This is a genomic window from Streptomyces sp. CA-210063 (assembly GCF_024612015.1).
Taxonomy (GTDB): Bacteria; Actinomycetota; Actinomycetes; order Streptomycetales; family Streptomycetaceae; genus Streptomyces.
This window is the reverse complement of sequence record NZ_CP102512.1, coordinates 6,670,840-6,694,701: the sequence shown is the minus strand read 5'-3', so window position 1 is coordinate 6,694,701 and position 23,862 is coordinate 6,670,840. Positions and strand designations below refer to the sequence as shown.

The following is a 23,862-nucleotide window of genomic DNA, read 5'->3' as shown; positions in this document are numbered from 1 at the left end:
CAGCAACCAGCACCCCAGCAACCCACCAGCACGACAACCCCACCCATAAGGACATGTGATGGATCGTCAGAACGTCGTCACCGCACTCGAAAACGCCCTCACCCACGTCCTCGAACGGCCCGTCACCGGTCTCCACGGCGACATCCGGCTCTTCGACGACCTGCACCTGGACTCCACGACGATGCTCGAAATGCTGATGGCGCTGGAGGACTCCATAGGCCTGGTCGTCGACCCGGAGGAGCTGGACGCGGACGACTTCGTCTCGGTGGACACCTTCACCGACTTCGTCCTCGCCTCAGGGGCCACGGCCGATCCCGAGCGGGCCGCCGTATGACCATCGCCCCGCCCGACCTGAGCGTCTTCCAGACCCTGGAGTCGGAGGTACGGAGCTACTGCCGGGGCTGGCCCACCGTCTTCGACCGGGCCCGGGGCAGCCGGCTGTACGACGAGGACGGCCATGTCTTCCTGGACTTCTTCGCGGGCGCCGGTTCACTCAACTACGGGCACAACAACCCGGTGCTCAAGCGGGCGTTGCTCGACCATCTGGAGCGGGACGGCGTCACCCAGGGCCTCGACATGGCGACCACCGCCAAGCGGACGTTCCTGGAGACCTTCCAGAACCTCGTGCTCCGGCCGCGCGATCTGCCGTACAAGGTCATGTTCCCGGGGCCGACCGGCACCAACGCGGTGGAGGCCGCGCTGAAGCTGGCGCGGAAGGTCAAGGGCCGGGAGTCGGTCGTGTCCTTCACGAACGCCTTCCACGGTATGTCCCTCGGCTCGCTCGCCGTCACCGGCAACGCCTTCAAACGGGCCGGCGCCGGTGTGCCCCTGGTGCACGCCGTACCGCTGCCGTACGACAGTTACCTCGACCGCGTCGACCGCATCGACCGCGTCGACCGCGTCGACCGCGTCGACCGCGTCGATCCCATCGGCCACCTCGACGATCACGTCGGCAGCGGCTTCGACGAGGTCCCCGAATTCCTCTGGTTCGAACGGATGCTGGCGGACCGGGGCTCCGGTCTGGACACGCCCGCCGCGGTGATCGTGGAGACCGTGCAGGGCGAGGGCGGTGTCAACGTCGCCCGGCCGGAGTGGCTGCGGGCGCTGGCCGCGCTGTGCGAGCGGCGGGACATGCTGCTCATCGTCGACGACATCCAGATGGGCTGCGGGCGCACGGGCGCGTTCTTCTCCTTCGAGGAGGCGGGCATCGTCCCGGACATCGTGACGGTGTCGAAGTCGATCAGCGGGTACGGGCTGCCGATGTCCCTGACGCTGTTCAAGCCGGAGCTGGACGTCTGGGAGCCGGGCGAGCACAACGGCACCTTCCGCGGCAACAACCCGGCGTTCGTCACGTCGGCCGCCGCGCTCGACACGTACTGGGCCGACGACCAGACGGAGAAGCAGACCCTCGCCCGCGGCCAGCAGGTCGAACAGGCGCTGCTCGCGCTCGTCGACGAGCACCGGGACGCCGTCCACCGGGGGCGCGGCCTGGTCTGGGGCGTCGAGTTCACCGACCGGGCGCGGGCCTCGGCCGTGTGCCGCCGCGCCTTCCAGCTCGGCCTGCTCCTGGAGACCTCGGGCCCCGAGGACGAGGTCGTCAAGCTGCTGCCGGCGCTGACCATCACCCCCGACGAACTGGACGAGGGGCTGCGCGTCCTGGCCCGAGCCGTCCGCGAAACCGCCTGACCACTGCACGAGACGCCTGACCACAGCACGAGACGTCTGTCCACAGCACGAGACGTCTGTCCACAGAAAGGGCTGAACTCACCGTGATCGTCCGATCGTTCAAGGACATCGAGAACACCGACCGTCATGTGAAGGCGAAATCGGGAACGTGGGAGAGCAAGCGCATCGTGCTCGCCCAGGAGCGGGTCGGCTTCTCCCTGCACGAGACCACCGTCTACGCCGGCACCGAGACGACCATGTGGTACGCGAACCACATCGAGGCCGTGCTGTGCGTGGCGGGCGAGTCCGAGCTCACCAACGAGGAGACCGGCGAGAAGCACTGGATCACACCGGGGACGATGTACCTCCTCGACGGCCATGAGCGGCACACGCTCCGCCCCAGGACGGACTCCCGTTACGTCTGCGTCTTCAACCCGCCGGTCACCGGCGCCGAGGACCACGACGAGTCGGGCGCGTACCCCCTGCTGACCGGAGAACTGACCGGGGAACTGACGGGAGAACTGACCGGTGAGGGGGCGGGCCGCCCGTGACCACGTCGATCGCCGCGCCGTCCACCGCCGAGGACACGGCCGCCGAACCGGCCCGGAGGGCCGTCTTCCGCACCCCGCGCCCCGAAGACGGCTTCGCCGTCTGGGAGTTGGTGAAGAACACCCCGGGCCTGGACACCAACAGCCCCTACTCCTACGTCCTGTGGTTCCGGGACTTCGCCGACTGCTCCCTGCTCGCCACCGTGAACGGCGAGATCGTCGGCTTCCTCACCGGCTACCGGCGTCCCGACGAGCCCGAGACGTACTTCGTCTGGCAGACGGCCGTCAGCCCCCGGCACGGCATCCCGTTCCTCGGCGTACGGCTCTTCGAGGCCGCAGCCGAGCGGCAGCGCGAGCGCGGCGCCCGGTATGTCGAGGCCACCGTGTCCGCCGACAACAAGGCCATCCACATGGTCCTCAAGCAGTACGCCCGCAAGCGGTCGGCCGAGGTCGCCGAACGCGTGCTGTTCCCGGCCGCGTGGCTCGGCGACGGCCACCACGACGAGGTCCTGCACCGCATCGGCCCCCTCACCGGCACCACCACCAGCACCAGCACCACCACCGGCCCCCTCACCAGCACCACCACCGGCATCACCACCCACCAGGAGAAGGAGCAGGCATGACCACCGCCCCCACCCGCATCGACCGCTACCCGACCCGCGTCACCGGCGAGGCCATCGCCCAGCCGCGCCTCGACCCGACCGTGTGGGGCACCCAGGCGGGGCCGCTGAGCCGGCGGGAACTGGAGCGCTACGATGCCGACGGCTACCACGTCTTCGACAACCTGCTGAGCGAGCAGGAGGTCCAGCTCTACCGTGCGGAACTCCAGCGGCTGAGCGAGGACCCGGCGGTGCTCGCGGGCGGCCGTGTGGTGCTGGAACCGGACTCCGACCGCCTCCGTTCGGTCTTCGAGGTCGAGAAGGTCAGCGAGGTCTTCGCCGACCTGCTCGCCTCGCCGCGGCTGACGGACGTGGCCCGGCAGGTGCTGGGCTCGGAGGTGTACATCCACCAGAGCCGGGTCAACTACAAGCCCGGCTTCGGCGGCGCCCAGTTCGACTGGCACTCGGACTTCGAGACCTGGCACGCCGAGGACGGCATGCCCAAGCCGCGCGCGTTCAGCGTGTCCATCGCGCTGAGCGAGAACTACGAGTTCAACGGCCCGCTCATGGTCATGCCGGGGACGCACAGGACGTTCGTCCCCTCGGTCGGCGAGACACCCCCGGACTTCCACAAGGAGTCGCTGCGGGTGCACCGCATCACCGTGGGCTCCCCCGGCCCGGAGCACCTGACGCGGATGGCGCGGGAGCACGGGATCAAGCAGATCGCCGGCCCGGCCGGGTCCGCGGTGATGTTCGACTCGAACCTGATGCACGGTTCGAACGGCAACATCACCCCGTTCGCGCGGTCCAACATCTTCATCGTCTACAACAGCGTGGAGAACGCCCTGGAGGAGCCGTACGCGGCCGCCGCGCCCCGCCCGCAGCACCTGGGCAACCGGGAGTTCCCGCGAGGGATGTGACCGACGGCGACCCGTACGACCAGTGGGGCGGCTCCTCGAAGGGGCCGCCCCGCTCGGCGTCACAGGGCGCGGAACGTCGTGCGGTACGCGCTCGGCGACGTCCCCAGCGCCGCCTGGAAATGCCGGCGCAGGTTGGCCGCCGTACCGAGGCCCGTGCGCGCGGCGATCTGGTCGACGGGGAGGTCCGACTCCTCCAGCAACTCCCTTGCCCGCTCGACTCGTTGCTGGGTGAGCCAGTTCATCGGGGTCGTCCCGACCTCGTCGCGGAACCGCCGGTTGAAGTTGCGCACGCTCATCGCCTCCCTGGCCGCCAGCTGCCCCAGGGTGACGGGCTCGTGGAGGTGCCGCAGCGCCCATTCGCGGGCGGCGGAGGTGGCGGGCGCCGAGAGGGCCGGCACGGGGCGGCGTACGTACTGGACCTGGCCGCCCTCGCGGTGCGGGGGCACGACGGTACGGCGGGCCACGTCGCCCGCGACGGCCGTGCCGTGGTCGCGGCGGATCATGTGCAGGCACAGGTCGATGCCGGAGGCGCAGCCGGCCGAGGTCAGGACGTCTCCACCGTCGGTGTAGAGCACGTCCGGGTCCAGCTCGACCCGGGGGAACAGCCGGGCGAACTGGTCGGTGTACCGCCAGTGGGTGGTGGCCGTGTGCCCGTCGAGCAGTCCGGCGGAGGCGAGGACGAAGGCGCCGGTGCAGATGGAGGCCATCCGGGTGCCGGGGCGGATGCGGGCGAGGGCGTCCGCCAGGGGGGTGGTGAGGTCGGGGGTGTCCTGGACGTAGTCCTCGTGGGACGACAGGACGATGACGGTGTCCGCCTCGGCCAGGGCCTCCGGGCCGTACGGGACGTTGACCGTGAAGTCGCCGTCCGTGCGCGTGACACCGGCCCGCAGCCCACAGGTGACGACCTCGTACAACGGCTCCCCCGCCGCCGTCGCACCCTCTCTGGCCTGCCCGAACAGCTGGTGCACGATTCCCAGCTCGATGGGCAGGAGCAACTGGCGGGCGAGTACGGCGACACGATGGCGGCCGGGGTGGGCGAAGACAGGCATGGCCATATTGTTGCGCACATGGTCCATCTGGCCACTCGTGAGGGCAGGACTCGGTCATCAGGCTGGAGACATGGCTGAGTTGACCCGACCTTCACCGACCAGCAGCACTCCCCCCACACCGGAACCCACACCGGAACCCACGCCAGAACCCACGCCAGAACCCCGTCATCCGCTCCACCGCGCCTGGGCCGTCGCCGTCGCCGCCTGCGCGGCCATCGTCACCGCCGGGGCCTTCACCACCGTCCCCGGTCTGCTGGTGACGCCGCTGCACGAGAGCTACGGCTGGGACCGGGGCCAGATCGCCCTCGCCGCCTCGGTGAACATGGTGCTGTTCGGTCTCACCGCCCCCTTCGCCGCCGCGCTGATGGACCGCGTGGGCATCCGGCGCGTGGTCGTGGGCGCGCTGCTGCTCGTCACCGGGGGCGCGCTGCTCACCAGCGTGATGGCGGAGCCCTGGCAACTGACCGCGTACTGGGGCGTGTTGATCGGGCTCGGCAGCGGCTGCCTCACCATGACGTTCGCGGCGAGCATCACCGGCAGCTGGTTCGAGCGGCGACGCGGTCTGGTCACCGGGGTGCTCAGCTCCTCCAGCCATCTGGGCCAGCTGCTCTTCCTGCCGCTGCTCGCGTGGGGCGTCGACCGGCACGGCTGGCGTCCGCCGGTGGTGACGCTGGCGTTCGTGGCGCTCGCGGTGGCCGCCCTCGTACTCCTGCTGCTGCGCGACCACCCGGCGGACGTGGGCGCCAAGCCGTACGGGGCGACGGAGTTCGTGCCGAAGCCGCCGCCGGCGTCCGGGGCCGCGCAGCGCGCCCTGAAGGTGCTCCTCGACGCCGCGCGCACCGGGCCGTTCTGGGTGCTGGCCGGGATGTTCGTCATCTGCGGCGCCTCCACCAACGGGATCATGTGGAGCAACTGGGCGCCCGCCGCCCACGATCACGGCATGCGCGCCACCGCCGCCGCGTCGCTGCTCTCGCTGATCGGCGTGTTCTCGGCGCTGGGCGCGGTCTTCTCCGGCTGGCTCACCGACCGCTTCGACCCGAGCCGGCTGCTGACCGCGTACTTCGCGGTCCGCGCGCTCACCCTGCTGGCGCTGCCGATGGTGTTCTCGTCCACCGTCACCCCGATCATGGTCGCCTTCGTCGTGATCTACGGCCTGGTCGACGTCGCCACCGTCCCGCCGGTCATCGCCCTCAGCGACCGCGTCTACGGCGAGGACGGTCCCATCGTCTTCGGCTGGGTCAACTCCGCCCACCAACTCGGTGCGGGGGCATCGGCGTTCCTGGGTGCGACCGCGCGCGATCTCTTCGGCGCGTACGACGTCGTCTGGACGAGCCTCAGTGCGACGTGCCTTGTCGCGTCTCTGCTGGCGATGGTGGTGCGAGGCCCTCGGGTGCGTACTGCCGTCTGAACGTGCGGGTTGTATGTGGTTGCTCGCGCCCACGCGGCGGAGCCGCACAATGTCACAGCCCCGCGCCCCTGACTTGCCTGCATTTACTCCCCCCTGAAAGCCCGCCGGTACGCGTACGGGCTCGTGCCCACCACCCTCCTGAAGCGGTCCCGGAACGCCGTCGGGGAGCCGAAGCCCGACTGGGTCGCGATGCGTTCGACCGTGTGGTCGGTGGACTCCAGGAGGTACTGGGCTCGGCGGACCCTCGCCCGGTGCAGCCACTGCAAGGGTGTCGTGCCCGTCTGTTCGCGGAAGCGGCGGTTCAGGGTGCGGGTGCTGGTGCCGGCGTGGAGGGCGATGTCGTCCAGGGTCAGGTCCTTCTCCACGTTCTCCTCCATCCAGCGCAGGAGGGGTTCCATGGTGGCGCCGGCGGGGGCCGGGGGCTGGTCCTGGACGATGAACTGGGCCTGGCCGCCCTCGCGTTCCAGGGGCATGACGCACATGCGGGCGGTGAACGCGGCGACCGCCGAGCCGTGGTCCTTGCGGATCATGTGCAGGCACATGTCCATGGCCGCGGCCGCGCCCGCCGAGGTCAGGAACTGGCCGTTGTCGACGTAGAGGACGTTCGGGTCGACGGTCACCTCCGGGTGGCGGGCCGCCAGGTCGGGGGCCGCGAACCAGTGGGTCGTGGCGCGCAGCCCGTCCAGCAGGCCCGTCGCCGCGAAGATGAACGCGCCGACGCAGATCGAGGCGATCCGCGTCCCGCTCGCCGCCGCCGCGTGCAGTGCCTCCGTGACGCCCGGCGGCAGCGGCACCGTCGGGTCCTCGGTCCCCGGCAGGATGATCGTGTCGGCCTCGGCCAGCGCGTCGAGCCCGTACGGCGCCCGCACGCTGAACGGCCCCGCCTTGACCTCCCCGTCCCCCGCCGGCGAGCAGACCCGCACCCGGTACGCCTCCCGCCCGTCCGGCAGCCGCGCCCAGCCGAAGGTGTCGATGGGGGCGGAGAGATCGAACGGGATGACCTGGTCCAGCGCCAGTACGGCCACGGTGTGCATGGCGGGAGCGTAGGCCCGCACCGGGTTCCCGCCAAGCAGGGCCGGACTCCCCCTGCTCTCCCGCTGCTCTGCTGTCGCGGCGCTGGCGAGAATCCGTTGGGTCCTGGCAATCCCGCCACTTCTACGAGATCGTTCCGCGTCCTACCGTCCCAGCGTGACCAAGTTCCTGCTCTCCCTCCATGTCCTCGCCGCGATCATCGCCGTCGGGCCCATCACCGTCGCGGCCAGCATGTTCCCGCCGAGCGCGTGCAAGGCGCTGGCCGAACCCGGGAGCGAGCGGGCGGTGTCGGCGCTGCGACTGCTGCACCGGATCTGCCGCGTGTACGGCGGTGTGGGCATCGCCGTGCCCGTGCTCGGGTTCGCCACGGCGATGAGCATGGGGGTGCTGAAGGACGCCTGGCTGATCGTGTCGATGGTGCTGACCGCCCTCGCGGCCATGGTCCTGCTGGCCCTCGTGCTGCCCCGGCAGGAGGAGATCCTGGAGGGGATCGGGGGTTCCGCTGTCGGCCCGAAAGTCACCGCCCAACTGGCCATGTTCACCGGCGTGTTCAACCTGCTGTGGGCGACGGTCACGATCCTGATGATCGTCCGGCCCGGTTCGACCACGGGGGCATGACTTCCCAGCCACGCTCGGGTGGGTGCATGATCCGGCCATGCATCCACAGCAGTCCCCCTCTCAGACCTACCTCGCCTCCGTAGCCGCCCGTCTCGCCGCCGACGAATGCCAGACCTGGTGGGAGGACTGGGGTGGGGTGCCCGTGCTCGTGGGGCGGCGCTCCGACTTCCGGCTCCGCTGGATGGGGACGAAGCTCCATCTGTTCACGGTGGCGGCCGCCGTCCCGGAGATCACCATGCCGACCATCGGCACCTTCACCTTCCAGGCGATGGAGTACGCCAAGCGCACCAAAGGCGGGCTGCCGGCCGGTCTGCAGACCGGGATCGGCGTGTTCCCGGTGCTGGTCAGCGACCGGGTGGACCCGGCCGCCGTGCAGTGGGCGGAGGCACAGGCGCGCAACGAGTGGGCCATCATGGCCCGGCCCGTCGTGGTCGACAGCGCGCGCCAGTATGTGGGCACGTTCCGGCGCAGGGGTTTCATCGGCAGCGGCTACGCGTCGCACCTCATCAAGAAGAGCAGGCTCTACTTCGACGGCCAGTGACGCGGCGGTGACACCGCCCGCCCTCTGCGACGGCTCACCGCTGGGCCCTGAGCAGCCACTCCTCGTCCACCGCCTCCACCCGGAACCGCCGCGCCACCGACGACGCGATCAGCACCCACGCGCCGAGGACGAGCGTGAAGAAGGCCCAGGCGAGGGGCCAGACGGCGGCGTCGGGAGGCTCGGGGTGGCCGTGGAAGGACACGTACATCAGGGCGGACGGCGGTACGGCCACCAGGAGCAACGGCCAGGCCAGGGCGTCCCGACGGCCGAAGTACGCCGCGAGGAGCAGCAGGACGAGGGCGAGGACGACGACCCCCAGGGCGGTCACGGGGGTCGTCTCCGTGAGGGAACCCTCCAGTTCGGGCCGGTTACGCAGATCCCACGGAAGACAGAGACGGTACGCGGCCGCGGCGAGAGCGGCGCCGAGCAGGCGGGTCAGCCAGCGTTCCGGCCAGGGGCGCGTGCGCAGGGGGCGGAGCAGCTTCTCGGTCATGCGTACGAGGGTTCCGGGGCGGGCGGCGGGCCGACAGAGTACGGATACTCAGTCGGCCGCACCCCGAAGGTACTCAGCGGTACCTGAGTAGCGACGATGACGGCGGCCCTGGCCCGCGGTCATCGTCCGGCGGCCCTGGCCTGCAGTCATCGTCCGGCGGCCCTGGCCTGCAGTCATCGTCCGGCGGCCCTGGCCTGCGGTCATCATCCGGCGGCCCTCTCCTGCGGCGGCCGTCAGCTGCCCTGGTTGGCCACAGCCGTCAGCGCCCTAGTTGGCGGCGGCCGTCGCCGACAGCGGCTGGGCGATGTCCTCCAGGGAGCGCCGCTCCGCGCGTACCGCGAGGAACGCCGCCACGAGTCCCGCAGCGCACATGAGGCCCGCGCCGATCTGGAAGGCGAGGACGGTGTCGGCGACGACGCCGGACTCGGTCAACTGGGCGAAGATCAGCGGGCCGCTGATGCCGCCGGCCGCGGTGCCGAGGGCGTAGAAGAAGGCGATGGCCATGGCCCGGGTCTCCATGGGGAAGACCTCGGAGACGGTCAGGTAGGCGCTGCTCGCGCCGGCCGAGGCGAAGAACAGCACCACGCACCAGCAGACCGTCAGGGTCACCGCGTCGAGCGACCCCCGGTCGAACAGCCAGGCCGTGCCGAAGAGCAGCACACCCGACAGCAGATACGTCGACGAGATCATGATCTTGCGGCCGACCGTGTCGAACAGCTTGCCCAGCAGCAGCGGGCCGAGGAAGTTGCCGGCGGCGATGACGGCGAAGTAGTAGCCGGTGTCGGAGGTCGGGACGTCGTAGAACGTGGTCAGGATCGCGCCGAAGCCGAAGGTGATCGCGTTGTAGAGGAACGCCTGGCCGATGAAGAGGGAGAAGCCGAGGACCGCGCGGCGGCGGTAGCGGGAGAAGACCGTACGGGCGATCGTGCCGAAGCCGACGCTCCCGCGCTGGTGGATGGTCATCTCCTGGCCGGCCGCGGGCAGCGGGCGGCCCTGTTCCGTCTCGACCTGTTCCTCCACGTCCCTCACCAGCCGTTCGGCCTCCTGTTCCTTGCCGTGGATCAGCAGCCAGCGGGGGCTCTCGGGGACGTTCCGGCGGACCAGCAGGATCACCAGGCCCAGCACCACACCGAGGGCGAAGGTCAGCCGCCAGCCGACGTTCGCCGCGAAGAGGTCCGTGTTCAGGGCGACGATCGACAGCAGCGAACCGCCGATCGCGCCGAGCCAGAAGCTGCCGTTGATGACGATGTCGACGCGGCCCCGGTACTTGGACGGGATCAGCTCGTCGATCGCGGAGTTGATGGCCGCGTACTCACCGCCGATACCGAAACCGGTGAGGAAGCGGAAGAGGAAGAACCACCAGGAGGAGAAAGAGACGGCCGTCAGCGCGGTCGCCGCCAGATAGACCGCCAGCGTCACCATGAACAGCTTCTTGCGGCCGAACCGGTCGGTCATATGGCCGAAGAAGAGGGCGCCCGAACAGGCGCCGGCCACGTATAACGCGGCCGCGATTCCCGTGACCTGCGCGGAGGTGATCGGCAGACCGCTGCCGTCCTCGGAGAGCCGTCCCGCGATGTTACCGACGACGGTCACTTCCAGACCGTCGAGGATCCACACGGTGCCGAGGCCGATCACCACCGTCCAGTGCCAGCGCGACCAGGGCAGACGGTCCAGGCGCGACGGTACGGCGGTGGTGATCACACCCGCTGACTTCGGGACTGTGACGGACATGGTCTCGGGCTCCCTCCACATCGAGCGAACCCGGGCCGAGTGCCCGCGCGGGCAGGGCCTACGCCCCCAGCGCCCGCGACACCGTGTAGATCAGCAGGCCGGCCAGCGAACCCACCACCGTGCCGTTGATCCGGATGAACTGCAGGTCGCGACCGATATTGGCCTCGATCTTCCGCGTGGTGTGCTCGGCGTCCCAGCCGGCGACGGTCTCGGTGATGAGGGAGGTGATCTCCTTGCGGTAGGTGGTCACGACGTGCACGGCCGCGCCCTCCAGCCACTTGTCGACCTTGGCCTGCGCCATCGGCTCGGTCGCCATCCGGGTGCCCAGCGACAGCAGGGAGGTCCGCACACGCAGCCGCAGCTCGCTGCGCTCGTCCTCGGCGGCGGCCACGATCATCGACCGTACGGCCGTCCAGGCGGAGGCGATGAGGTCCTGGACCTCGCCCCGGCCGAGCACCTCGCCCTTCAGCCGCTCCACCCGCGTACGCGTGTCCGTGTCGGACTGGAGGTCGGTGGCGAAGTCGGTGAGGAAGCGGTCGAGGGCGCCCCGGGCCGGGTGGGCGGGCGAGTCGCTCATCTCGGTGACGAAGCGGAGCAGTTCCTTGTAGACCCGCTCGCCGATCCTCCGGTCGACGAAGCGTGGGGTCCAGCCGGGGGCGCCGCCCTCGATCGCGTCCATGACCTGCGTCTCGTTGAGGATCAGCCAGTGCTGGGCGCGGGCGCAGATCAGGTCGACGGCCCGCTTGTGGCCGCCGTCGGCGACGATCCGCTCCAGCAGCTTGCCGAGGCCGGGCGCGACTTCCTGGGCACCCGCCCGCCGGGTGATCGCCTCCCCGACCACGGCCTGCACGTCCGAGTCGCGCAGGACCGTCAGCGCGCCCCTCAGCGCGGTCGCCAGCTCCGCCGTCACCCGGTCGGCGTTCTGCGGCTCGGCGAGCCACGCGCCGAGCCGGCTGCCGATACCGACGGCGCGCAGCCGCTGCCGTACGACGTCCTGGGAGAGGAAGTTCTCGCCCACGAACTCACCGAGAGTGACGCCCAGTTGGTCCTTCTTCGTAGGGATGATCGCGGTGTGCGGGATGGGCAGCCCGAGCGGATGCCGGAACAGGGCGGTCACGGCGAACCAGTCCGCCAGCGCACCCACCATGCCCGCCTCGGCCGCCGCCGCGACATAGTCCGCCCAGGCACCGGCGCCCTCGTGCGAGGCCCACTTGGCCAGCACGTACACCACCGCCACGAACAGCAGCATGCCGGCCGCGATGAGCTTCATCTGCCGCACGCCCCGCTGCTTCTCCTCGTCGGCGGCGCTGAAGGTGGTCATGGTGCGGTGCGACACGCGCGGCTCGGCGGCCACTGCCGCTTCCGCCACCTCTTCCGCTTTCGTACGGTCCATTCACTCCACCCGTTCCTGTCCCCCGTACACATTGTCCCGTTCTTCGGCGCTTCAGCTCGTCGGCTCGTCCGTTCGTCGGCTCTTCGGCTCTTCGGCTCGTCAGTTCTTCGGATCGTCAGTTCTTCGAAAATCTTCGGCTCTTCGAATGCTTGGTGACGTACTCCATAGGTCTACTCAGACCTACTCCTGGAACGGAACAGGAGTTCCCCGCGTCTGTCCGGGCGGGGGAACCGATGGGGGTTCTCCCCAGCCGCCCCCGTCCCATGCCGCATCATGGGGTGATCACATCGGAGCCTCGGGGCTCCACAGCCCGAGGAGTAACACACCGCATGACCAGGCAACACGGTTATGCACTTCTGGCGGCCATGGCCGCCCTGGTCGTGGCGATCTCGGCCGCGATATACATCGGCGTCGGCATCGACGACGGCAGCCGGCGCCAGGAGACCTTCGCCCGCGCACCCCACAACAGCGCCGCCCCCGCCTCCACCGGCGTCTGGGTCGGCGCCTGGGCGACCTCGCCGAGCGGGTCGGAGCCGGGCACCGAGACGAACGGCTTCGCCGGCCGCTCGGTCCGCAACGTGGTGCACACGACGGCCGCCGGTACGAGTGCCCGCGTCACGCTCTCCAACCTCTACGGCCAGCAGCCGCTGACCATCACCCACGCCTCCCTCGCGGTCGCCGCCACCACGAACACCGCGGCCGCCGCGGCCGACACCATGCGCCGCCTCACCTTCGCCGGCAACCCGACGGTCGTCATCGCGGCGGGTCAGCAGGTGGTGAGCGACGTCGTACGGGTGGCGATCCCGTACGACAGCGACGTACTGATCACCACCTACTCCCCCACCCCGTCCGGCCCCGCGACCTACCACGCGCACGCCCGGCAGATCTCGTACACCGCCGAGGGCGACCGGGCGGCGGACGTCACCGGGGAGCCGTACACCACCCAGTCCCTGCACTGGCGGTACGTCACCGCCCTGGACGTGCTGAGCAAAGAGTCCGAGGGCACGGTCGTCGTCCTCGGCGACTCCCTCACCGATGGCGTCACCTCCACCGTCGGCGAGAACCGGCGCTGGACGGACGTCCTCGCGGGCCGCCTCCGCGCCGCCGCCGGCTCCTCGGACACGCCCCGCTACAGCGTCGTCAACGAGGGCATCAGCGGCAACCGCGTCCTCACCGACGGCAACGGCCGCCCCGCCGAGAACCCCAGCGGCCTCAACCGCTTCCAACGCGACGTCCTCGGCCGTACGGGTGTCAAGGCCGTCGTCATCGACCTCGGCGTCAACGACATCCTCAGGAACCCCGGCCGGGCCGACCCCGACGCCATCACCGCCGGCCTCCGCCAACTCGTCGACCGGGCCCACGCCCGAGGCCTCCGCGTCGTCGGCACCACCCTCATGCCCTTCCACGGCCACCGCGGCTACTCCGACCAGCGGGAATCCGTCCGCCGGGCCATCAACGACCGCATCCGCTCCGGCGAAGTCTTCGACACGTACGTCGACTTCGACCAGGCCCTGCGCGACCCCTACGACCCGCGTCGGCTCCGGGCGGACTACGACTCGGGGGACCACCTCCACCCGAGCGACAAGGGCTACGAGCGCATGGCGGAGGTCTTCGACCTGGAGAAACTGAAGGGCGCGGCTCCAGCAGAGCTGTAGCCCCGTAAGGGGCGCGGGGCTCTGACATGTGCGGCTCCGCCGCGTGGGCGCGAGCAGCCCCCGCACACCCGCAGTCGGCGAACGGCCTAACGCTCCCCCCGCCTACGCCGTTCCCGCTCCGACCTCATCGCGTCCCGCGCCTGTTCCATCGCGTCGCGATGCGCGTCGTGCAGGTCGTGCATGTGGTCACGGCGAGAGGCGTGGAGTTCGCGTCGCGCCTGACGGCGTTCCAGCCGTTCCCTGCGCCGCGCCTCCTTCTCCCGCTGCCGCTCGGCCTTCGGCACCTTCCGTTCGACCTCGACCCCGCCCATGAACGCGAACCCGGTGACGACCACGCGGGGTGCACCGGGCTCCCCCGGCTCATAGTCCGCGCTGTGATCGAACCCGCCCATGATCCCGATCCCCCGGACCACGACCTCGACCCCCGGCGGCACGACCACACTGATGCCGCCCATGATCGCCACGCAGTTGATGGTGACCTCGCGCTCCGCGAAGTACGCGTCCCGCAGATCCAGCTCCCCGCCGCCCATGAACGCGAAGCAGTCGAACCGCTTGGGCACGGTCCACCGCCCCTTGCGCTCGAACCCGGACATGACCGCCACGCCCCACGTGGACGAGCCCTCACCGCCCACGATCCGCTCGGGCCAACTCGCGCCCTCCGCAGGCCCCTTGACGAGCGAGATGGACGACGGCGGCACGACGGCCGGCGGTGCCACGGTCCCCGCGCCGGGCAGATCACGGGTGATCGGCGCCAGCTCGCCGTACGTCCGCGCCTTGTATGTCGCGTCCAGCCTCTCCTCGAACTCCTCCATGTCGAGCCGCCCCTCCGCGAGGGCGTCCCGCAGCTGCTCGGAAACTCGTTCACGATCGGCGTCGGAAGCGCGGAGGTCCATGGCGGCCGGAAGATCCGGCAGGTCGTCCGTCATACGAATCAGCGTACGAGGAACTCCCCACACCGGGCTACGAGACGGCCCCACTCGTCGCCCCGGGCTACGAGACGGCCCCACTCGTCGCCCCGGGCTACGACACGGCCCCACTCGTCGCCCCGGGCTACGACACAGCCTCGCCCCTCTCCCCCGGGGCTATGGCACGGCCTGCCCCGTCTCCCCCACGCGCTCGGCCTGCTGCGCGTACATCTGGGCGATCACGGCCTCGATGTCCGGCTCCCGCACCGACAGGTCCATCAGCGGATACTCCGACGCGATCCGCGCCACCAGCGGAGCAGCCGACTCCGACGCGGGGAACGCGAGCCACTGCCGGGGCCCCTCGACCCGTACGACCCGGGCGGGCGCCGCCTCGATCGGCGGCAGCTCGCGCTCCAGGTCGACGACGAGGGTGCGCTCGCTCTCGCCCACCTCGTGCAGCCCGGTCAGCGGACCGTCGTACATCAGGCGTCCGTGGTCGATGACCATCACCCGGCGGCACAGCTGTTCGATGTCCTGGAGGTCGTGCGTGGTCAGGAGCACGGTCGTGCCCTGCTCGGTGTTGAGCTCCTTCAGGAACTCACGGACCTTGGCCTTGCTGATGACGTCGAGCCCGATCGTCGGCTCGTCCAGATACAGCACCTCGGGGTCGTGCAGCAGGGCCGCCGCGATGTCCCCGCGCATGCGCTGGCCGAGCGAGAGCTGCCGTACGGGTACGTCCAGCAGGGCGCCCAGTTCGAGGAGTTCGACGCAGCGGTCGAGGTTCTCGCGGTAACGGGCGTCGGGGATGCGGTACATGCGGTGCATCAGCCGGTAGGAGTCGATCAGGGGGAGGTCCCACCACAAGGTCGTACGCTGCCCGAACACCACGCCGATACGACGGGCGAGCCGCGTCCGCTCGCGGGACGGATCGATGCCCGCGACCCGGAGCCGACCCCCGCTCGGCGTCAGAATCCCCGTCAGCATCTTGATGGTGGTGGACTTTCCGGCGCCGTTCGGCCCGATGTAGCCGACCATCTCGCCGCGCGCCACGGTGAAGGAGAGCGAGTCGACGGCCCGCACCTCGCGCCGCTCCCGGCGCAGGAACCCGGTCTTCCTCCGGACGTCGAAGACCTTCTCGACCCGGTCGAGTTCGATGAACGCACTGTCTGCCACGTCTGCCACGTCTGCCACGTCTGCCACGTCTGCCACGTCTGCCACGGTCAGCTCCCTGTACTCCGATACGAACGCAGTCCCGCCCGCCACGCGACCCCCGCCAGCGCGCAGCAGGCCACACCGACCAGCGGTGGTGCGAAGGCCAGCCAGGTCGGCAGGTCCAGCGGGTAGGGGCGGCCCAGGACGTACAGCCCGGGCACCCAGTTGACGAAGGCGAGCGGCAGGACGAAGGTCACGCCGCGCAGCAGGTCCTTGGCGAAGAGGGCCGGCGGGTACTGCAGGAGGGTCGCTCCGCCGTACGTGAAGGCGTTCTGCACCTCGGAGGCGTCCTGCGCGACGAACTGGAAGGCCGCGCCGCCGACGAACACCGCCGCGAAGATCAGGCCGCCGCTGCACACCATCAGCGGGATCATCAGCACCTTGGCCGGTGTCCAGGCGATGTCGAGCGTGGTGAGGGCGTAGCCGAGGACGAACAGCCCCTGGGTGATCCGGCCGAGGCGGCGCAGCGCGAACTTGTCGGCGGCGACCTGGGCGAGCACCGGCACGGGGCGCACGAGGAGGGTGTCCAGCGTGCCGTCGCGCACGCGGCGCCCGAGCCGGTCCATGGAGCCGATCATCAGGTCCGCGAGACCGAAGGAGACGGCGGAGGTGCCGTACAGCAGGGCGATCTCGGGCAGGGCGAAGCCGCCCAACTCGTCGACCTGGGAGAACATCAGCAGGATCGCGACGAAGTCGAAGGAGGTCGCCGCGAAGTTCCCGAAGGTCGTCATGGCGAAGGAGGCGCGGTAGGCCATCGTGGAGCGGATCCACATGGCGGCGATCATGCGGTAGGCGCGCAGACCGTCCCGTACGCGGCTGTACACGCCGTACTCGCCGAACGGGTTCTCCTCCTCGATTCGAACGACTGTGCGGTCGTCGAGGTCAGCCACCCTGGACCACCACCTTCCGTGTCGCCGCCGACTGGATCAGCCGCCCGACCGCCAGCAGCACCGCCGCCCAGGCGAGCTGGAAGGCGTACGTGCCCAGCGGGTCGGCCTCGCCCAGCAGGACGTCCGCCGGTGCCTGGAGCAGCGCGGACCAGGGCAGGATGCGGGCGAGGTCGCCGAGCGCGCCCGGGAAGACGTTGAGCGGGAGGAGCATCCCGGAGAAGAAGACTCCGGTCAGCCAGGTGATCTGCATCGCTCCGGCGCCGTCGAGGAGCCAGAACGCCCACAGGGCGACGATGTACCGGATCGCGAAGCTGACGAGGGCCCCGAGGGCGACCGCCACGAGGCAGGCGAGCCAGGGCAGTGGGCCGGAGGGTAAGGCCAGGTCGAAGAAGAGCGCGCCGCACACCATGGGGACGACACCCCGTCCGAGCAGTTGGAACAGGGCCCGGCCCATGTCCGCGGCGAGCCACCACAGCTGGAGGTCGACGGGCCGGTACAGGTCGACGGCGATGTCGCCCGTGCGGATGCGCTCGATCAACTCCTCCTCGAATCCCACGCTTCCCAGCACCATCACCGCGAACATCGCCTGGCCGACCCATACATAGGTGAGTGCCTGCGCCTGGTCGTAGCCGCCGAGGTGGGGCTTCTCGTGCCAGAGGGCCAGGTAGGTGTATGCGAGGATGAAGCCGAAGACGGTGTTGGTGAACACCCCCGCCGCGGTGGCCACCCGATATGTCGCGTACCGCCTGAAACCACCGGCGGCGACGGCGGCGTACAACCGCCCTGTGCCCACGAGGAAACCCCCATCCGCTGCGAAGAGTTAGGCGCAATGCCGAGGCCGAGACCGATTCGGGCCGAAGCGGAGAAGCCTAGTCAGCGGCCGGAGTGGGCTGCCACACGTTTTACGGGGCGGACGGTGGCGCTCGCGGGGCGTACGGGGCACGTGCCGGGATCCGGGAACGGATCGAACGGTGCGAGAGTCTTTACTCAGGGGCGCAGAACCGGCCCGGAGCGGGCGCAAAGCGTACGAGGCCGTACGGAAATGAACGTACGACGCGAAAACAGGAGCACGGCAGCACGATGAGCGACGAGCCGCAGCGGAACGGCCCGGGCTGGGCACCAAGAGAACCGGAGCCCCGCGCTCCGGGCGCGACTCCCGAGTCCGCCGACAACGCCGCCAAGGGAAAGACCGACGGTACGGCGGGCGCGGTGCCCGGTGGGGGGCCCGACGCGGCATCCGGCGGGAAGCCCGAAGCGGCATCCGGCAGGAAGCCCAGCACGACGCCCGGCGGGAAGCCCGGTACCACGCCCGGCGGAAGGCCCGACCCCACGCCCGGCGGCAAGCCCGACGCGACATCCGGCGGGAAGCCCGAAGCGGCATCCGGCAGGAAGCCCAGTACGACGCCCGGCGGAAGGCCCGACCCCACGCCCGGCGCGATGCCAGGCGGGAAGCCCGGCGCAGCGCCTGGCGGTAAGCCCAGCACGGTGCCTGGCGGGCCGTCCGGTGCGGTGGCCGGTGGCCAGTCCGGTGCTGTGCCCGGCAGGCAGTCCGGTGCGGCGTCGGGCGGGAAGCCCGGCTCGACCCCCGGAGGGACGCCCGGCGCGGGATCCGCCCCGAGGTCTGAGGCCAAGCCGACACCGACCTCTGACGGCAAGCCAGGCGGGGCCGGCGACGGCCGGTCCGCCGACGCCCACGACGCCAAGCCTGCCGACGCGCGTGACGCCAAGCCTGCCGGCGCGCGTGACGGTGCCTCCGGCGGATCCCGTGACGCCAGGCCCGTCGCCGGACGCGACGGCAACCCCGCCGGGGTCCCGGACGCCAGGGCTGCCAGGGCCGCGAGGGCCGCCAGGGCCGCCGGCGCACTTGGCGGCAACCCCGCCGGCCCCCGTGACACCAGGCCCGTCCCCGGACGTGAGGGCACCCCCGCCGCGACCCGTGACGCCAGGCCCCCCGGCGGACGTGACGGCCGGCCCGCCGGGGCCCATGACGGCAAGGCCCCCCGGACGCCCGCCGCGGCATCCGGCGCGGCCGGTGACGACACCCCCACCACCACCCTGGGCATCACGCCGGCCCGGCCGGCGCCGGACACACCCACCCAGGCCCTGGGCGTCATCCCCGCCGGGAAGGCCACCGCACCCGCCGCCGTACCCGACATCACGCCCGACCCCGCCGGCACGGGCGGCAAGGCGAAGAAGCCCAAGCGGCCCAAGCGCACCGGGTTCAGGCGGCTGATCCCCACCTGGCGCTTCGTGCTCAGCGCCTTCGTCGTCGGGCTCATGCTGATCATCGGCGCCTTCGTCCTCGGCTACAACATGGTCCACATCCCCAAGCCGCAGGACGCCGCGACCAAGCAGAGCAACGTCTTCCTGTACGCGGACGGCACCCAGATCGCCCGCGACGGCGAGGTCAACCGCGAGAACGTCCCGCTGTCGAAGGTCTCCAAGGACGCCCAGCACGCCGTACTGGCCGCCGAGGACCGCGACTTCTACTCCGAGCCGGCCATCGACGCCAAGGCCATGATCCGCGCGGCCTGGAACACGGCCACCGGCAAGGGCAAGCAGTCCGGCTCGACGATCACCCAGCAGTATGTGAAGAACTACTACCTGGCCCAGGACCAGACCGTCACCCGCAAGGTGAAGGAGTTCTTCATCGCGATCAAGCTGGACCGCGAGGTGACCAAGGACGAGATCCTGGAGGGCTACCTCAACACCAGCTTCTTCGGCCGCAACGCCTACGGCATCCAGGCCGCCGCCCAGGCCTACTACGGCGTCGACGCCGACGAACTCACCGCCGAGCAGGGCGCCTACCTCGCCGCGCTCGTCAACGCGCCCAGCATGTACGACGTCGTCGCCCACCCCGAGAACAAGGACGCGGCCGTCGCCCGCTGGAACTACGTCCTCGACGGCATGGTCAAGGAGGGCTGGCTCAAGGAGTCCGAGCGCACCGGCATGAAGTTCCCGATGCCGAAGCAGGCCACCACGTCCAGCGCCTTCTCCGGCCAGCGCGGCTACCTCGTCGAGGCCGTCAAGTCGTACCTCATCAACAACAAGATCATCGATGAGGAGGCGCTGGAGAACGGCGGTGGCTACCGCATCACCACCACCATCCAGCCCAAGATGCAGAACGCCTTCATCAAGGCCGTCGACGACCAGCTGATGGACGAACTCGACAAGAAGAACCGCAAGGTCGACAACTACGTCCGCGCCGGCGGTGTCTCCATCGACCCGAAGACCGGCAAGGTCATCGCGATGTACGGCGGCATCGACTACACCAAGCAGTACGTGAACAACGCGACCCGCCGCGACTTCCAGGTCGGCTCCACCTTCAAGCCGTTCGTGTTCACCTCCGCCGTGGAGAACGCCTCCAACAACCAGAGCGGCCAGGCGATCACCCCGAACACCGTCTACGACGGCACCAACAAGCGCCCCGTGGTGGGCTGGCCCGGCGAGACGTACGCCCCCGAGAACGAGGACTACGTCAACTACGGCAACATCACCGTCCGCCAGGCCACCCAGAGCTCCGTGAACTCGGTGTACGCGCAGATGGCCGTGGACGTCGGCCCCGAGAAGGTCGAGAAGACCGCGATCGACCTCGGGCTCCCCAAGGACACCCCGGACATGAACCCGTACCCGTCCATCGCGCTGGGCACCGCCACCGCGAGCGTCCTCGACATGACCGAGGCGTACGCCACGCTCGCCAACCACGGCAAGCACGGCACGTACACGATGGTCGAGAAGATCTCCAAGGACGGCGAGGCGGTCAAGCTGCCCTCCACGGAGTCCACGCAGGCCGTCAGCCGCAAGGCCGCCGACACCACGACCGCCGTCCTGCAGAGCGTCGTCGAGAGCGGCACCGCCACCGCCGCGCAGGCCTCCGGCCACCCGGTCGCCGGCAAGACCGGTACCGCCGAGGAGGACCAGGCCGCCTGGTTCGCGGGCTACACCCCCGACCTCGCCACCGTCGTCTCCGTCATGGCCCAGGACCCCAAGACGGGCGCCCACAAGTCGCTGTACGGCGCGATGGGTCTGCCCCGTATCAACGGTGGTGGGGCGCCCACGGAGATCTGGGCGCAGTTCACCAAGGCCGCCCTGAAGGGCAAGAAGGTCAAGGACTTCGACCTCGACCTCCAGATCGGCGCCGACGTCGTCATCACCCCGCCCAGCACCCCCGCCGACGAGCCCGGCGCCACCGGCGAGGAGCAGGACGGCGGCGCCACGGGCGAGGAGGAGACCGGCCGGCCGGACGACGGCACCGACGGCGGCACGACCACCGGCGGCACCCCCACCACGGACGGTGGCACCACGACGACCGGAGGCACAACGACGGACGGCGGTACGACGTCGACGGGCGGAGGCACCACCACCGACGGAGGCACGACGGACGGCGGCGGAGGCACCACCACCGACGGCGGAACGACGGACGGCGGCGGAGGCACCACCACCGACGGCGGAACGACGGACGGCGGAGCGCCGACAGGGGGCGGGACGACGGAGGGGACGTTCCCATAGCGCCTTGACGGCTTGACGGCTTGATCGAACGACAGAAGGGGCTGGTGACGATTGTCACCAGCCCCTTCTATGTCTGAAATCAGAGATACAGGCCCGTGGAGTCCTCCGCCCCCTCGAAGCGGTCCGCGGCCACGGCGTGCAGGTCGCGCTCGCGCATCAGGACGTACGCGACACCACGGACCTCGACCTCGGCGCGGTCCTCGGGGTCGTAGAGGACGCGGTCGCCGACCTCGACGGTCCGGACGTTCTGGCCGACCGCGACGACCTCGGCCCAGGCGAGACGCCGACCGACGGCCGCCGTCGCGGGGATCAGGATGCCGCCGCCGGACCGCCGCTCGCCCTCGGCGGTGTCCTGCCGCACGAGCACACGGTCGTGCAGCATCCGGATGGGCAACTTGTCGTGCTGGGTCTTCTCGCTCACGCCCCGAACCTACCTGCCTTCCCTACCTGTCTCCGTCAGGACCTGTCTCCGTCAGGCCCTACGACGCCGGGTCCCGAGGGCGAGGAACCCCACGACGCCCACGACACCCACGACCACGAGAGCGACGGGCACGATGCGCTCGACCCTGGGCGCCCCGTCCTCGTCGACGAACTGGCCCCTGACGTCACTGACCACACGATTGACCGAGACGTAGGCCTTGCCGAGGGTGTGGTCGATGTTGGAGACCACCTTGGCCCTGGCGTCGCCCACGATGGTCTTCGGGTGGACGCGGACGCCGATCTCGTCGAGGGTTTCGGCGAGGGTGTCGCGGCGGCGCTTGATGTCCGCCTCGATCTCGGCCGGGCTTCTGGTGTCCGAGGTCTCCGCCACCGCGCTGCCTCCGTTGTCGGTGAAATCTCTTGTTTGCGGACAGTCTGTCAGCTCCACCCGGCGCCGTACCGCCAGGGCCCGCCATTACGCTGGAACGATGAGCGAGCGACTCCAGCCCGGGGACGTGGCCCCCGCCTTCACCCTCCCGGACGCCGACGGCAACGAGGTGTCCCTGTCCGACCACAAGGGCCGCAAGGTCATCGTCTACTTCTACCCGGCCGCCCTGACCCCCGGCTGCACCAAGCAGGCCTGCGACTTCACCGACAACCTGGAGCTCCTCGCGGACGCCGGGTACGACGTCCTCGGCATCTCCCCCGACAAGCCCGAGAAACTCGCCAAGTTCCGCGAGAAGGAGTCGTTGAAGGTCACCCTTCTCGGCGACCCCGACAAGACCGCCCTCGACGCGTACGGCGCCTTCGGCGAGAAGAAGAACTACGGCAAGACCTACATGGGCGTCATCCGCTCCACGATCGTCGTGGACGAGGAGGGCAAGGTCGAACGGGCGCTGTACAACGTCCGGGCGACGGGCCACGTGGCGAAGATCATCAAGGACCTGGGCATCTGAGCTCCGCGGTAGCCCCCAACGGCCCGTACCGGAACGATCCGGTACGGGCCGTTCCACATCCCGGACGTGACCGTCCGATAAACGGTTCGTTACTCCGTACGAGGTCACGAACAGGTGGCCGGGACGGAGGGGAACCGAGGGCTCGACCCGGTCGGCGGCCACCACACGAACATCTCCCGGCGCATCAAGGCGTACGGCCTGGACACCTCGCACTTCACGCCGGTGGTGCGAACGGAGCGGCAACGGTACAACCAACGCCGCCGTACGGCCGAAGAGATCCTCGTCGAAAACACCTCGGCACATGTCAGGCGTGTACCGAGCAGCCGCCTCAAGCGGGCGATGCGTGAGCAGGGCCTGGAGGAGCGCTGCGCTCTGTGCGGAATCGAGCCGGTGTGGCTCGGAAAACCGCTCCCTCTTGAGGTCGACCACATCGACGGCGACTGGCGCAACAACCGGATCGAGAACGTGAGACTGCTGTGCCCCAACTGCCACTCAACGACCGACAGTTACCGGGGACGCGGCAAACGACACACCAGGGGTCGAGCCTCATGACCAGCGGCACGCAGTACACACGGGAGCGGTTGTCCGAGGCCGCCGAGAGGTGCGGCGACATCGACGAGGTGATCGCGTTCTTCGGCACCCAACCGTACGGGCATCTCCGCGGCTACCTCGCGAGACGGTTCGCTCACTTCGACATCGACATCTCGCATTTCCGCCCCTGCGGCAGGCGCCCTCGCCCCACGGAGAGCGAACTGCGGGCGGCAGTTGCCGATTCGTCCTCTCTCGCAGAAGTACTGCGCCGCCTGGGCCGTCCGGGCAACGGTTCGCAACGCACCCAACTACGTACATGGATCGCCGAGCACAAGATCTCTACCTCGCACTTTCTCGGGCAGGCCCATCGGCGGGGCAAACCGGCCGCGAACGCCAGGCGCGCCGAGGAAGTGCTCGTGCAGCACAGCGGCACCCACCGGACGGCGACTACGCGCTTACGCCGTGCACTTCTCGAAGTCGACGTGCCCGAGGAGTGCGCCCGTTGCGGAATCGGACCCGAGTGGCTCGGCAAGCCCATGACGCTGGAGGTCGATCACATCAACGGCGACTGGAGCGACGACCGGCGCGAGAATCTGCGGCTGCTGTGCCCCAACTGCCACGCGGTCACCGACACCTGGTGCAGGGGAGGCAGAAGGCAGCACACAACTCCCGGTACGATGACAGGCGGCTAGCGGCGGTGGCGCAACGGCGACGCAGCAGACTTAGGATCTGTGGCCCGTGATAGGGCTTGAGGGTTCGAATCCCTTCCGCCGCACACAGACGGCCT

23 protein-coding genes, 1 tRNA gene and 1 pseudogene are annotated in these 23,862 nt (G+C 70.1%); 14 read left to right on the top strand and 11 right to left on the bottom strand.

The window, feature by feature from the left end; all coding sequences use genetic code 11:
* Positions 1-58 precede the first annotated feature (58 nt).
* From JIX56_RS29320 to thpD, 5 genes are all read left to right on the top strand, one after another.
* Positions 59-334 (top strand): phosphopantetheine-binding protein, encoded by a 276-nt coding sequence (locus JIX56_RS29320; protein ID WP_257544977.1) that lies wholly within the window; start codon positions 59-61, stop codon positions 332-334.
* A complete protein-coding gene (locus JIX56_RS29315; protein ID WP_257544975.1) occupies positions 331-1,686 on the top strand; it encodes an aspartate aminotransferase family protein in 1,356 nt (451 codons plus the stop codon). Before JIX56_RS29320 ends, JIX56_RS29315 begins: the two co-directional genes overlap by 4 nt.
* Positions 1,687-1,769: 83 nt before the next feature.
* On the top strand, positions 1,770-2,216 hold the full coding sequence (locus JIX56_RS29310; protein WP_257544973.1) for an ectoine synthase: 447 nt from the start codon (positions 1,770-1,772) through the stop codon (positions 2,214-2,216).
* Positions 2,213-2,836, top strand: coding sequence for a diaminobutyrate acetyltransferase (ectA, locus tag JIX56_RS29305; RefSeq protein ID WP_257544972.1), 624 nt, complete (start codon positions 2,213-2,215; stop codon positions 2,834-2,836). Before JIX56_RS29310 ends, ectA begins: the two co-directional genes overlap by 4 nt.
* Positions 2,833-3,732 carry an ectoine hydroxylase gene (thpD, locus tag JIX56_RS29300; RefSeq protein WP_257544971.1) on the top strand — a complete coding sequence of 300 codons (900 nt, stop codon included), beginning with the start codon at positions 2,833-2,835 and terminating at the stop codon, positions 3,730-3,732. The genes ectA and thpD overlap by 4 nt, the downstream gene beginning before the upstream one ends.
* Before the next feature lie 59 nt (positions 3,733-3,791).
* Here thpD and JIX56_RS29295 read toward each other — a convergent pair whose 3' ends face one another.
* Positions 3,792-4,781: a GlxA family transcriptional regulator gene (locus JIX56_RS29295; protein WP_257544970.1), complete on the bottom strand. Its 990-nt coding sequence runs from the start codon at positions 4,779-4,781 to the stop codon at positions 3,792-3,794.
* A 70-nt stretch (positions 4,782-4,851) separates the two neighbouring features.
* On the opposite strand from JIX56_RS29295, the gene JIX56_RS29290 reads away from it, so the two are divergent.
* Positions 4,852-6,189 (top strand): MFS transporter, encoded by a 1,338-nt coding sequence (locus JIX56_RS29290; RefSeq protein WP_257544969.1) that lies wholly within the window; start codon positions 4,852-4,854, stop codon positions 6,187-6,189.
* 83 nt (positions 6,190-6,272) lie between these two features.
* Here the strand turns inward: JIX56_RS29290 and JIX56_RS29285 are convergent, their stop codons facing one another.
* A complete protein-coding gene (locus tag JIX56_RS29285) occupies positions 6,273-7,223 on the bottom strand; it encodes a GlxA family transcriptional regulator (RefSeq protein WP_257544968.1) in 951 nt (316 codons plus the stop codon).
* A gap of 154 nt (positions 7,224-7,377) precedes the next feature.
* Between JIX56_RS29285 and JIX56_RS29280 the strand changes: the two genes are divergently transcribed.
* Together JIX56_RS29280 and JIX56_RS29275 are read left to right on the top strand one after the other, a co-directional pair.
* A complete protein-coding gene (locus JIX56_RS29280; protein WP_257544967.1) occupies positions 7,378-7,839 on the top strand; it encodes a protease in 462 nt (153 codons plus the stop codon).
* Positions 7,840-7,876: 37 nt separating this feature from the next.
* Positions 7,877-8,380 (top strand): levansucrase, encoded by a 504-nt coding sequence (locus JIX56_RS29275; RefSeq protein ID WP_257544966.1) that lies wholly within the window; start codon positions 7,877-7,879, stop codon positions 8,378-8,380.
* 34 nt (positions 8,381-8,414) lie between these two features.
* Here JIX56_RS29275 and JIX56_RS29270 read toward each other — a convergent pair whose 3' ends face one another.
* From JIX56_RS29270 to JIX56_RS29260, 3 genes are all read right to left on the bottom strand, one after another.
* Positions 8,415-8,873, bottom strand: coding sequence for a hypothetical protein (locus tag JIX56_RS29270; RefSeq protein ID WP_257544965.1), 459 nt, complete (start codon positions 8,871-8,873; stop codon positions 8,415-8,417).
* Between the two features lie 267 nt (positions 8,874-9,140).
* Positions 9,141-10,604, bottom strand: coding sequence for an MFS transporter (locus tag JIX56_RS29265; RefSeq protein ID WP_257544964.1), 1,464 nt, complete (start codon positions 10,602-10,604; stop codon positions 9,141-9,143).
* Between the two features lie 58 nt (positions 10,605-10,662).
* Positions 10,663-11,997, bottom strand: coding sequence for a DUF445 domain-containing protein (locus JIX56_RS29260; protein ID WP_257544963.1), 1,335 nt, complete (start codon positions 11,995-11,997; stop codon positions 10,663-10,665).
* A gap of 329 nt (positions 11,998-12,326) precedes the next feature.
* Between JIX56_RS29260 and JIX56_RS29255 the strand changes: the two genes are divergently transcribed.
* Entirely contained in the window at positions 12,327-13,652 is a 1,326-nt protein-coding gene (locus tag JIX56_RS29255; protein WP_257544962.1) for an SGNH/GDSL hydrolase family protein, read from the top strand.
* An 86-nt stretch (positions 13,653-13,738) separates the two neighbouring features.
* Here the strand turns inward: JIX56_RS29255 and JIX56_RS29250 are convergent, their stop codons facing one another.
* The 4 genes from JIX56_RS29250 to JIX56_RS29235 all read right to left on the bottom strand — a co-directional run bounded on the left by JIX56_RS29250 (position 13,739) and on the right by JIX56_RS29235 (position 17,452).
* A complete protein-coding gene (locus JIX56_RS29250; RefSeq protein WP_257544961.1) occupies positions 13,739-14,578 on the bottom strand; it encodes a DUF1707 SHOCT-like domain-containing protein in 840 nt (279 codons plus the stop codon).
* 156 nt (positions 14,579-14,734) lie between these two features.
* The gene (locus JIX56_RS29245) at positions 14,735-15,775 is read right to left on the bottom strand and encodes an ABC transporter ATP-binding protein (RefSeq protein WP_443031902.1); all 1,041 of its coding nucleotides are present in this window, start codon (positions 15,773-15,775) and stop codon (positions 14,735-14,737) included.
* Positions 15,776-15,777: 2 nt separating this feature from the next.
* Positions 15,778-16,659 (bottom strand): ABC transporter permease, encoded by an 882-nt coding sequence (locus JIX56_RS29240; RefSeq protein ID WP_443031901.1) that lies wholly within the window; start codon positions 16,657-16,659, stop codon positions 15,778-15,780.
* Positions 16,652-17,452: an ABC transporter permease gene (locus JIX56_RS29235; protein ID WP_257544960.1), complete on the bottom strand. Its 801-nt coding sequence runs from the start codon at positions 17,450-17,452 to the stop codon at positions 16,652-16,654. Before JIX56_RS29235 ends, JIX56_RS29240 begins: the two co-directional genes overlap by 8 nt.
* Positions 17,453-18,762: 1,310 nt before the next feature.
* Between JIX56_RS29235 and JIX56_RS29230 the strand changes: the two genes are divergently transcribed.
* Entirely contained in the window at positions 18,763-21,168 is a 2,406-nt protein-coding gene (locus JIX56_RS29230) for a transglycosylase domain-containing protein (RefSeq protein ID WP_443032070.1), read from the top strand.
* A gap of 79 nt (positions 21,169-21,247) precedes the next feature.
* Here JIX56_RS29230 and JIX56_RS29225 read toward each other — a convergent pair whose 3' ends face one another.
* Complete coding sequence (locus tag JIX56_RS29225) at positions 21,248-21,589, bottom strand: GroES family chaperonin (RefSeq protein ID WP_257544959.1); 342 nt, start codon at positions 21,587-21,589, stop codon at positions 21,248-21,250.
* A 51-nt stretch (positions 21,590-21,640) separates the two neighbouring features.
* The gene (locus JIX56_RS29220) at positions 21,641-21,979 is read right to left on the bottom strand and encodes a DUF3618 domain-containing protein (RefSeq protein WP_257544958.1); all 339 of its coding nucleotides are present in this window, start codon (positions 21,977-21,979) and stop codon (positions 21,641-21,643) included.
* Positions 21,980-22,076: 97 nt separating this feature from the next.
* On the opposite strand from JIX56_RS29220, the gene bcp reads away from it, so the two are divergent.
* From bcp to JIX56_RS29200, 4 genes and pseudogenes are all read left to right on the top strand, one after another.
* Complete coding sequence (gene bcp / locus JIX56_RS29215; RefSeq protein WP_257544957.1) at positions 22,077-22,544, top strand: thioredoxin-dependent thiol peroxidase; 468 nt, start codon at positions 22,077-22,079, stop codon at positions 22,542-22,544.
* 138 nt (positions 22,545-22,682) lie between these two features.
* Positions 22,683-23,096: pseudogene (locus JIX56_RS29210) on the top strand (HNH endonuclease); the annotation flags it as partial.
* Complete coding sequence (locus tag JIX56_RS29205) at positions 23,093-23,767, top strand: HNH endonuclease (protein WP_257544956.1); 675 nt, start codon at positions 23,093-23,095, stop codon at positions 23,765-23,767. The pseudogene JIX56_RS29210 and the gene JIX56_RS29205, both read left to right, overlap by 4 nt.
* A tRNA-Leu gene (locus tag JIX56_RS29200) sits at positions 23,767-23,850 on the top strand. Before JIX56_RS29205 ends, JIX56_RS29200 begins: the two co-directional genes overlap by 1 nt.
* The last annotated feature ends 12 nt before the right edge of the window (positions 23,851-23,862 follow it).

What these genes read in the sequence shown, in the direction of transcription:
- thpD (WP_257544971.1), top strand. Translation starts at nt 2,833, where the DNA reads ATGACCACCGCCCCCACCCGCATCGACCGCTACCCGACCCGCGTCACC.
- JIX56_RS29275 (WP_257544966.1), top strand. Translation starts at nt 7,877, where the DNA reads ATGCATCCACAGCAGTCCCCCTCTCAGACCTACCTCGCCTCCGTAGCC.
- JIX56_RS29285 (WP_257544968.1), bottom strand. Translation starts at nt 7,223, where the DNA reads ATGCACACCGTGGCCGTACTGGCGCTGGACCAGGTCATCCCGTTCGAT.
- JIX56_RS29260 (WP_257544963.1), bottom strand. Translation starts at nt 11,997, where the DNA reads ATGGACCGTACGAAAGCGGAAGAGGTGGCGGAAGCGGCAGTGGCCGCC.
- JIX56_RS29315 (WP_257544975.1), top strand. Translation starts at nt 331, where the DNA reads ATGACCATCGCCCCGCCCGACCTGAGCGTCTTCCAGACCCTGGAGTCG.
- JIX56_RS29290 (WP_257544969.1), top strand. Translation starts at nt 4,852, where the DNA reads ATGGCTGAGTTGACCCGACCTTCACCGACCAGCAGCACTCCCCCCACA.
- JIX56_RS29250 (WP_257544961.1), bottom strand. Translation starts at nt 14,578, where the DNA reads ATGACGGACGACCTGCCGGATCTTCCGGCCGCCATGGACCTCCGCGCT.
- JIX56_RS29270 (WP_257544965.1), bottom strand. Translation starts at nt 8,873, where the DNA reads ATGACCGAGAAGCTGCTCCGCCCCCTGCGCACGCGCCCCTGGCCGGAA.
- JIX56_RS29265 (WP_257544964.1), bottom strand. Translation starts at nt 10,604, where the DNA reads ATGTCCGTCACAGTCCCGAAGTCAGCGGGTGTGATCACCACCGCCGTA.
- JIX56_RS29320 (WP_257544977.1), top strand. Translation starts at nt 59, where the DNA reads ATGGATCGTCAGAACGTCGTCACCGCACTCGAAAACGCCCTCACCCAC.
- JIX56_RS29205 (WP_257544956.1), top strand. Translation starts at nt 23,093, where the DNA reads ATGACCAGCGGCACGCAGTACACACGGGAGCGGTTGTCCGAGGCCGCC.
- bcp (WP_257544957.1), top strand. Translation starts at nt 22,077, where the DNA reads ATGAGCGAGCGACTCCAGCCCGGGGACGTGGCCCCCGCCTTCACCCTC.
- JIX56_RS29255 (WP_257544962.1), top strand. Translation starts at nt 12,327, where the DNA reads ATGACCAGGCAACACGGTTATGCACTTCTGGCGGCCATGGCCGCCCTG.
- JIX56_RS29295 (WP_257544970.1), bottom strand. Translation starts at nt 4,781, where the DNA reads ATGCCTGTCTTCGCCCACCCCGGCCGCCATCGTGTCGCCGTACTCGCC.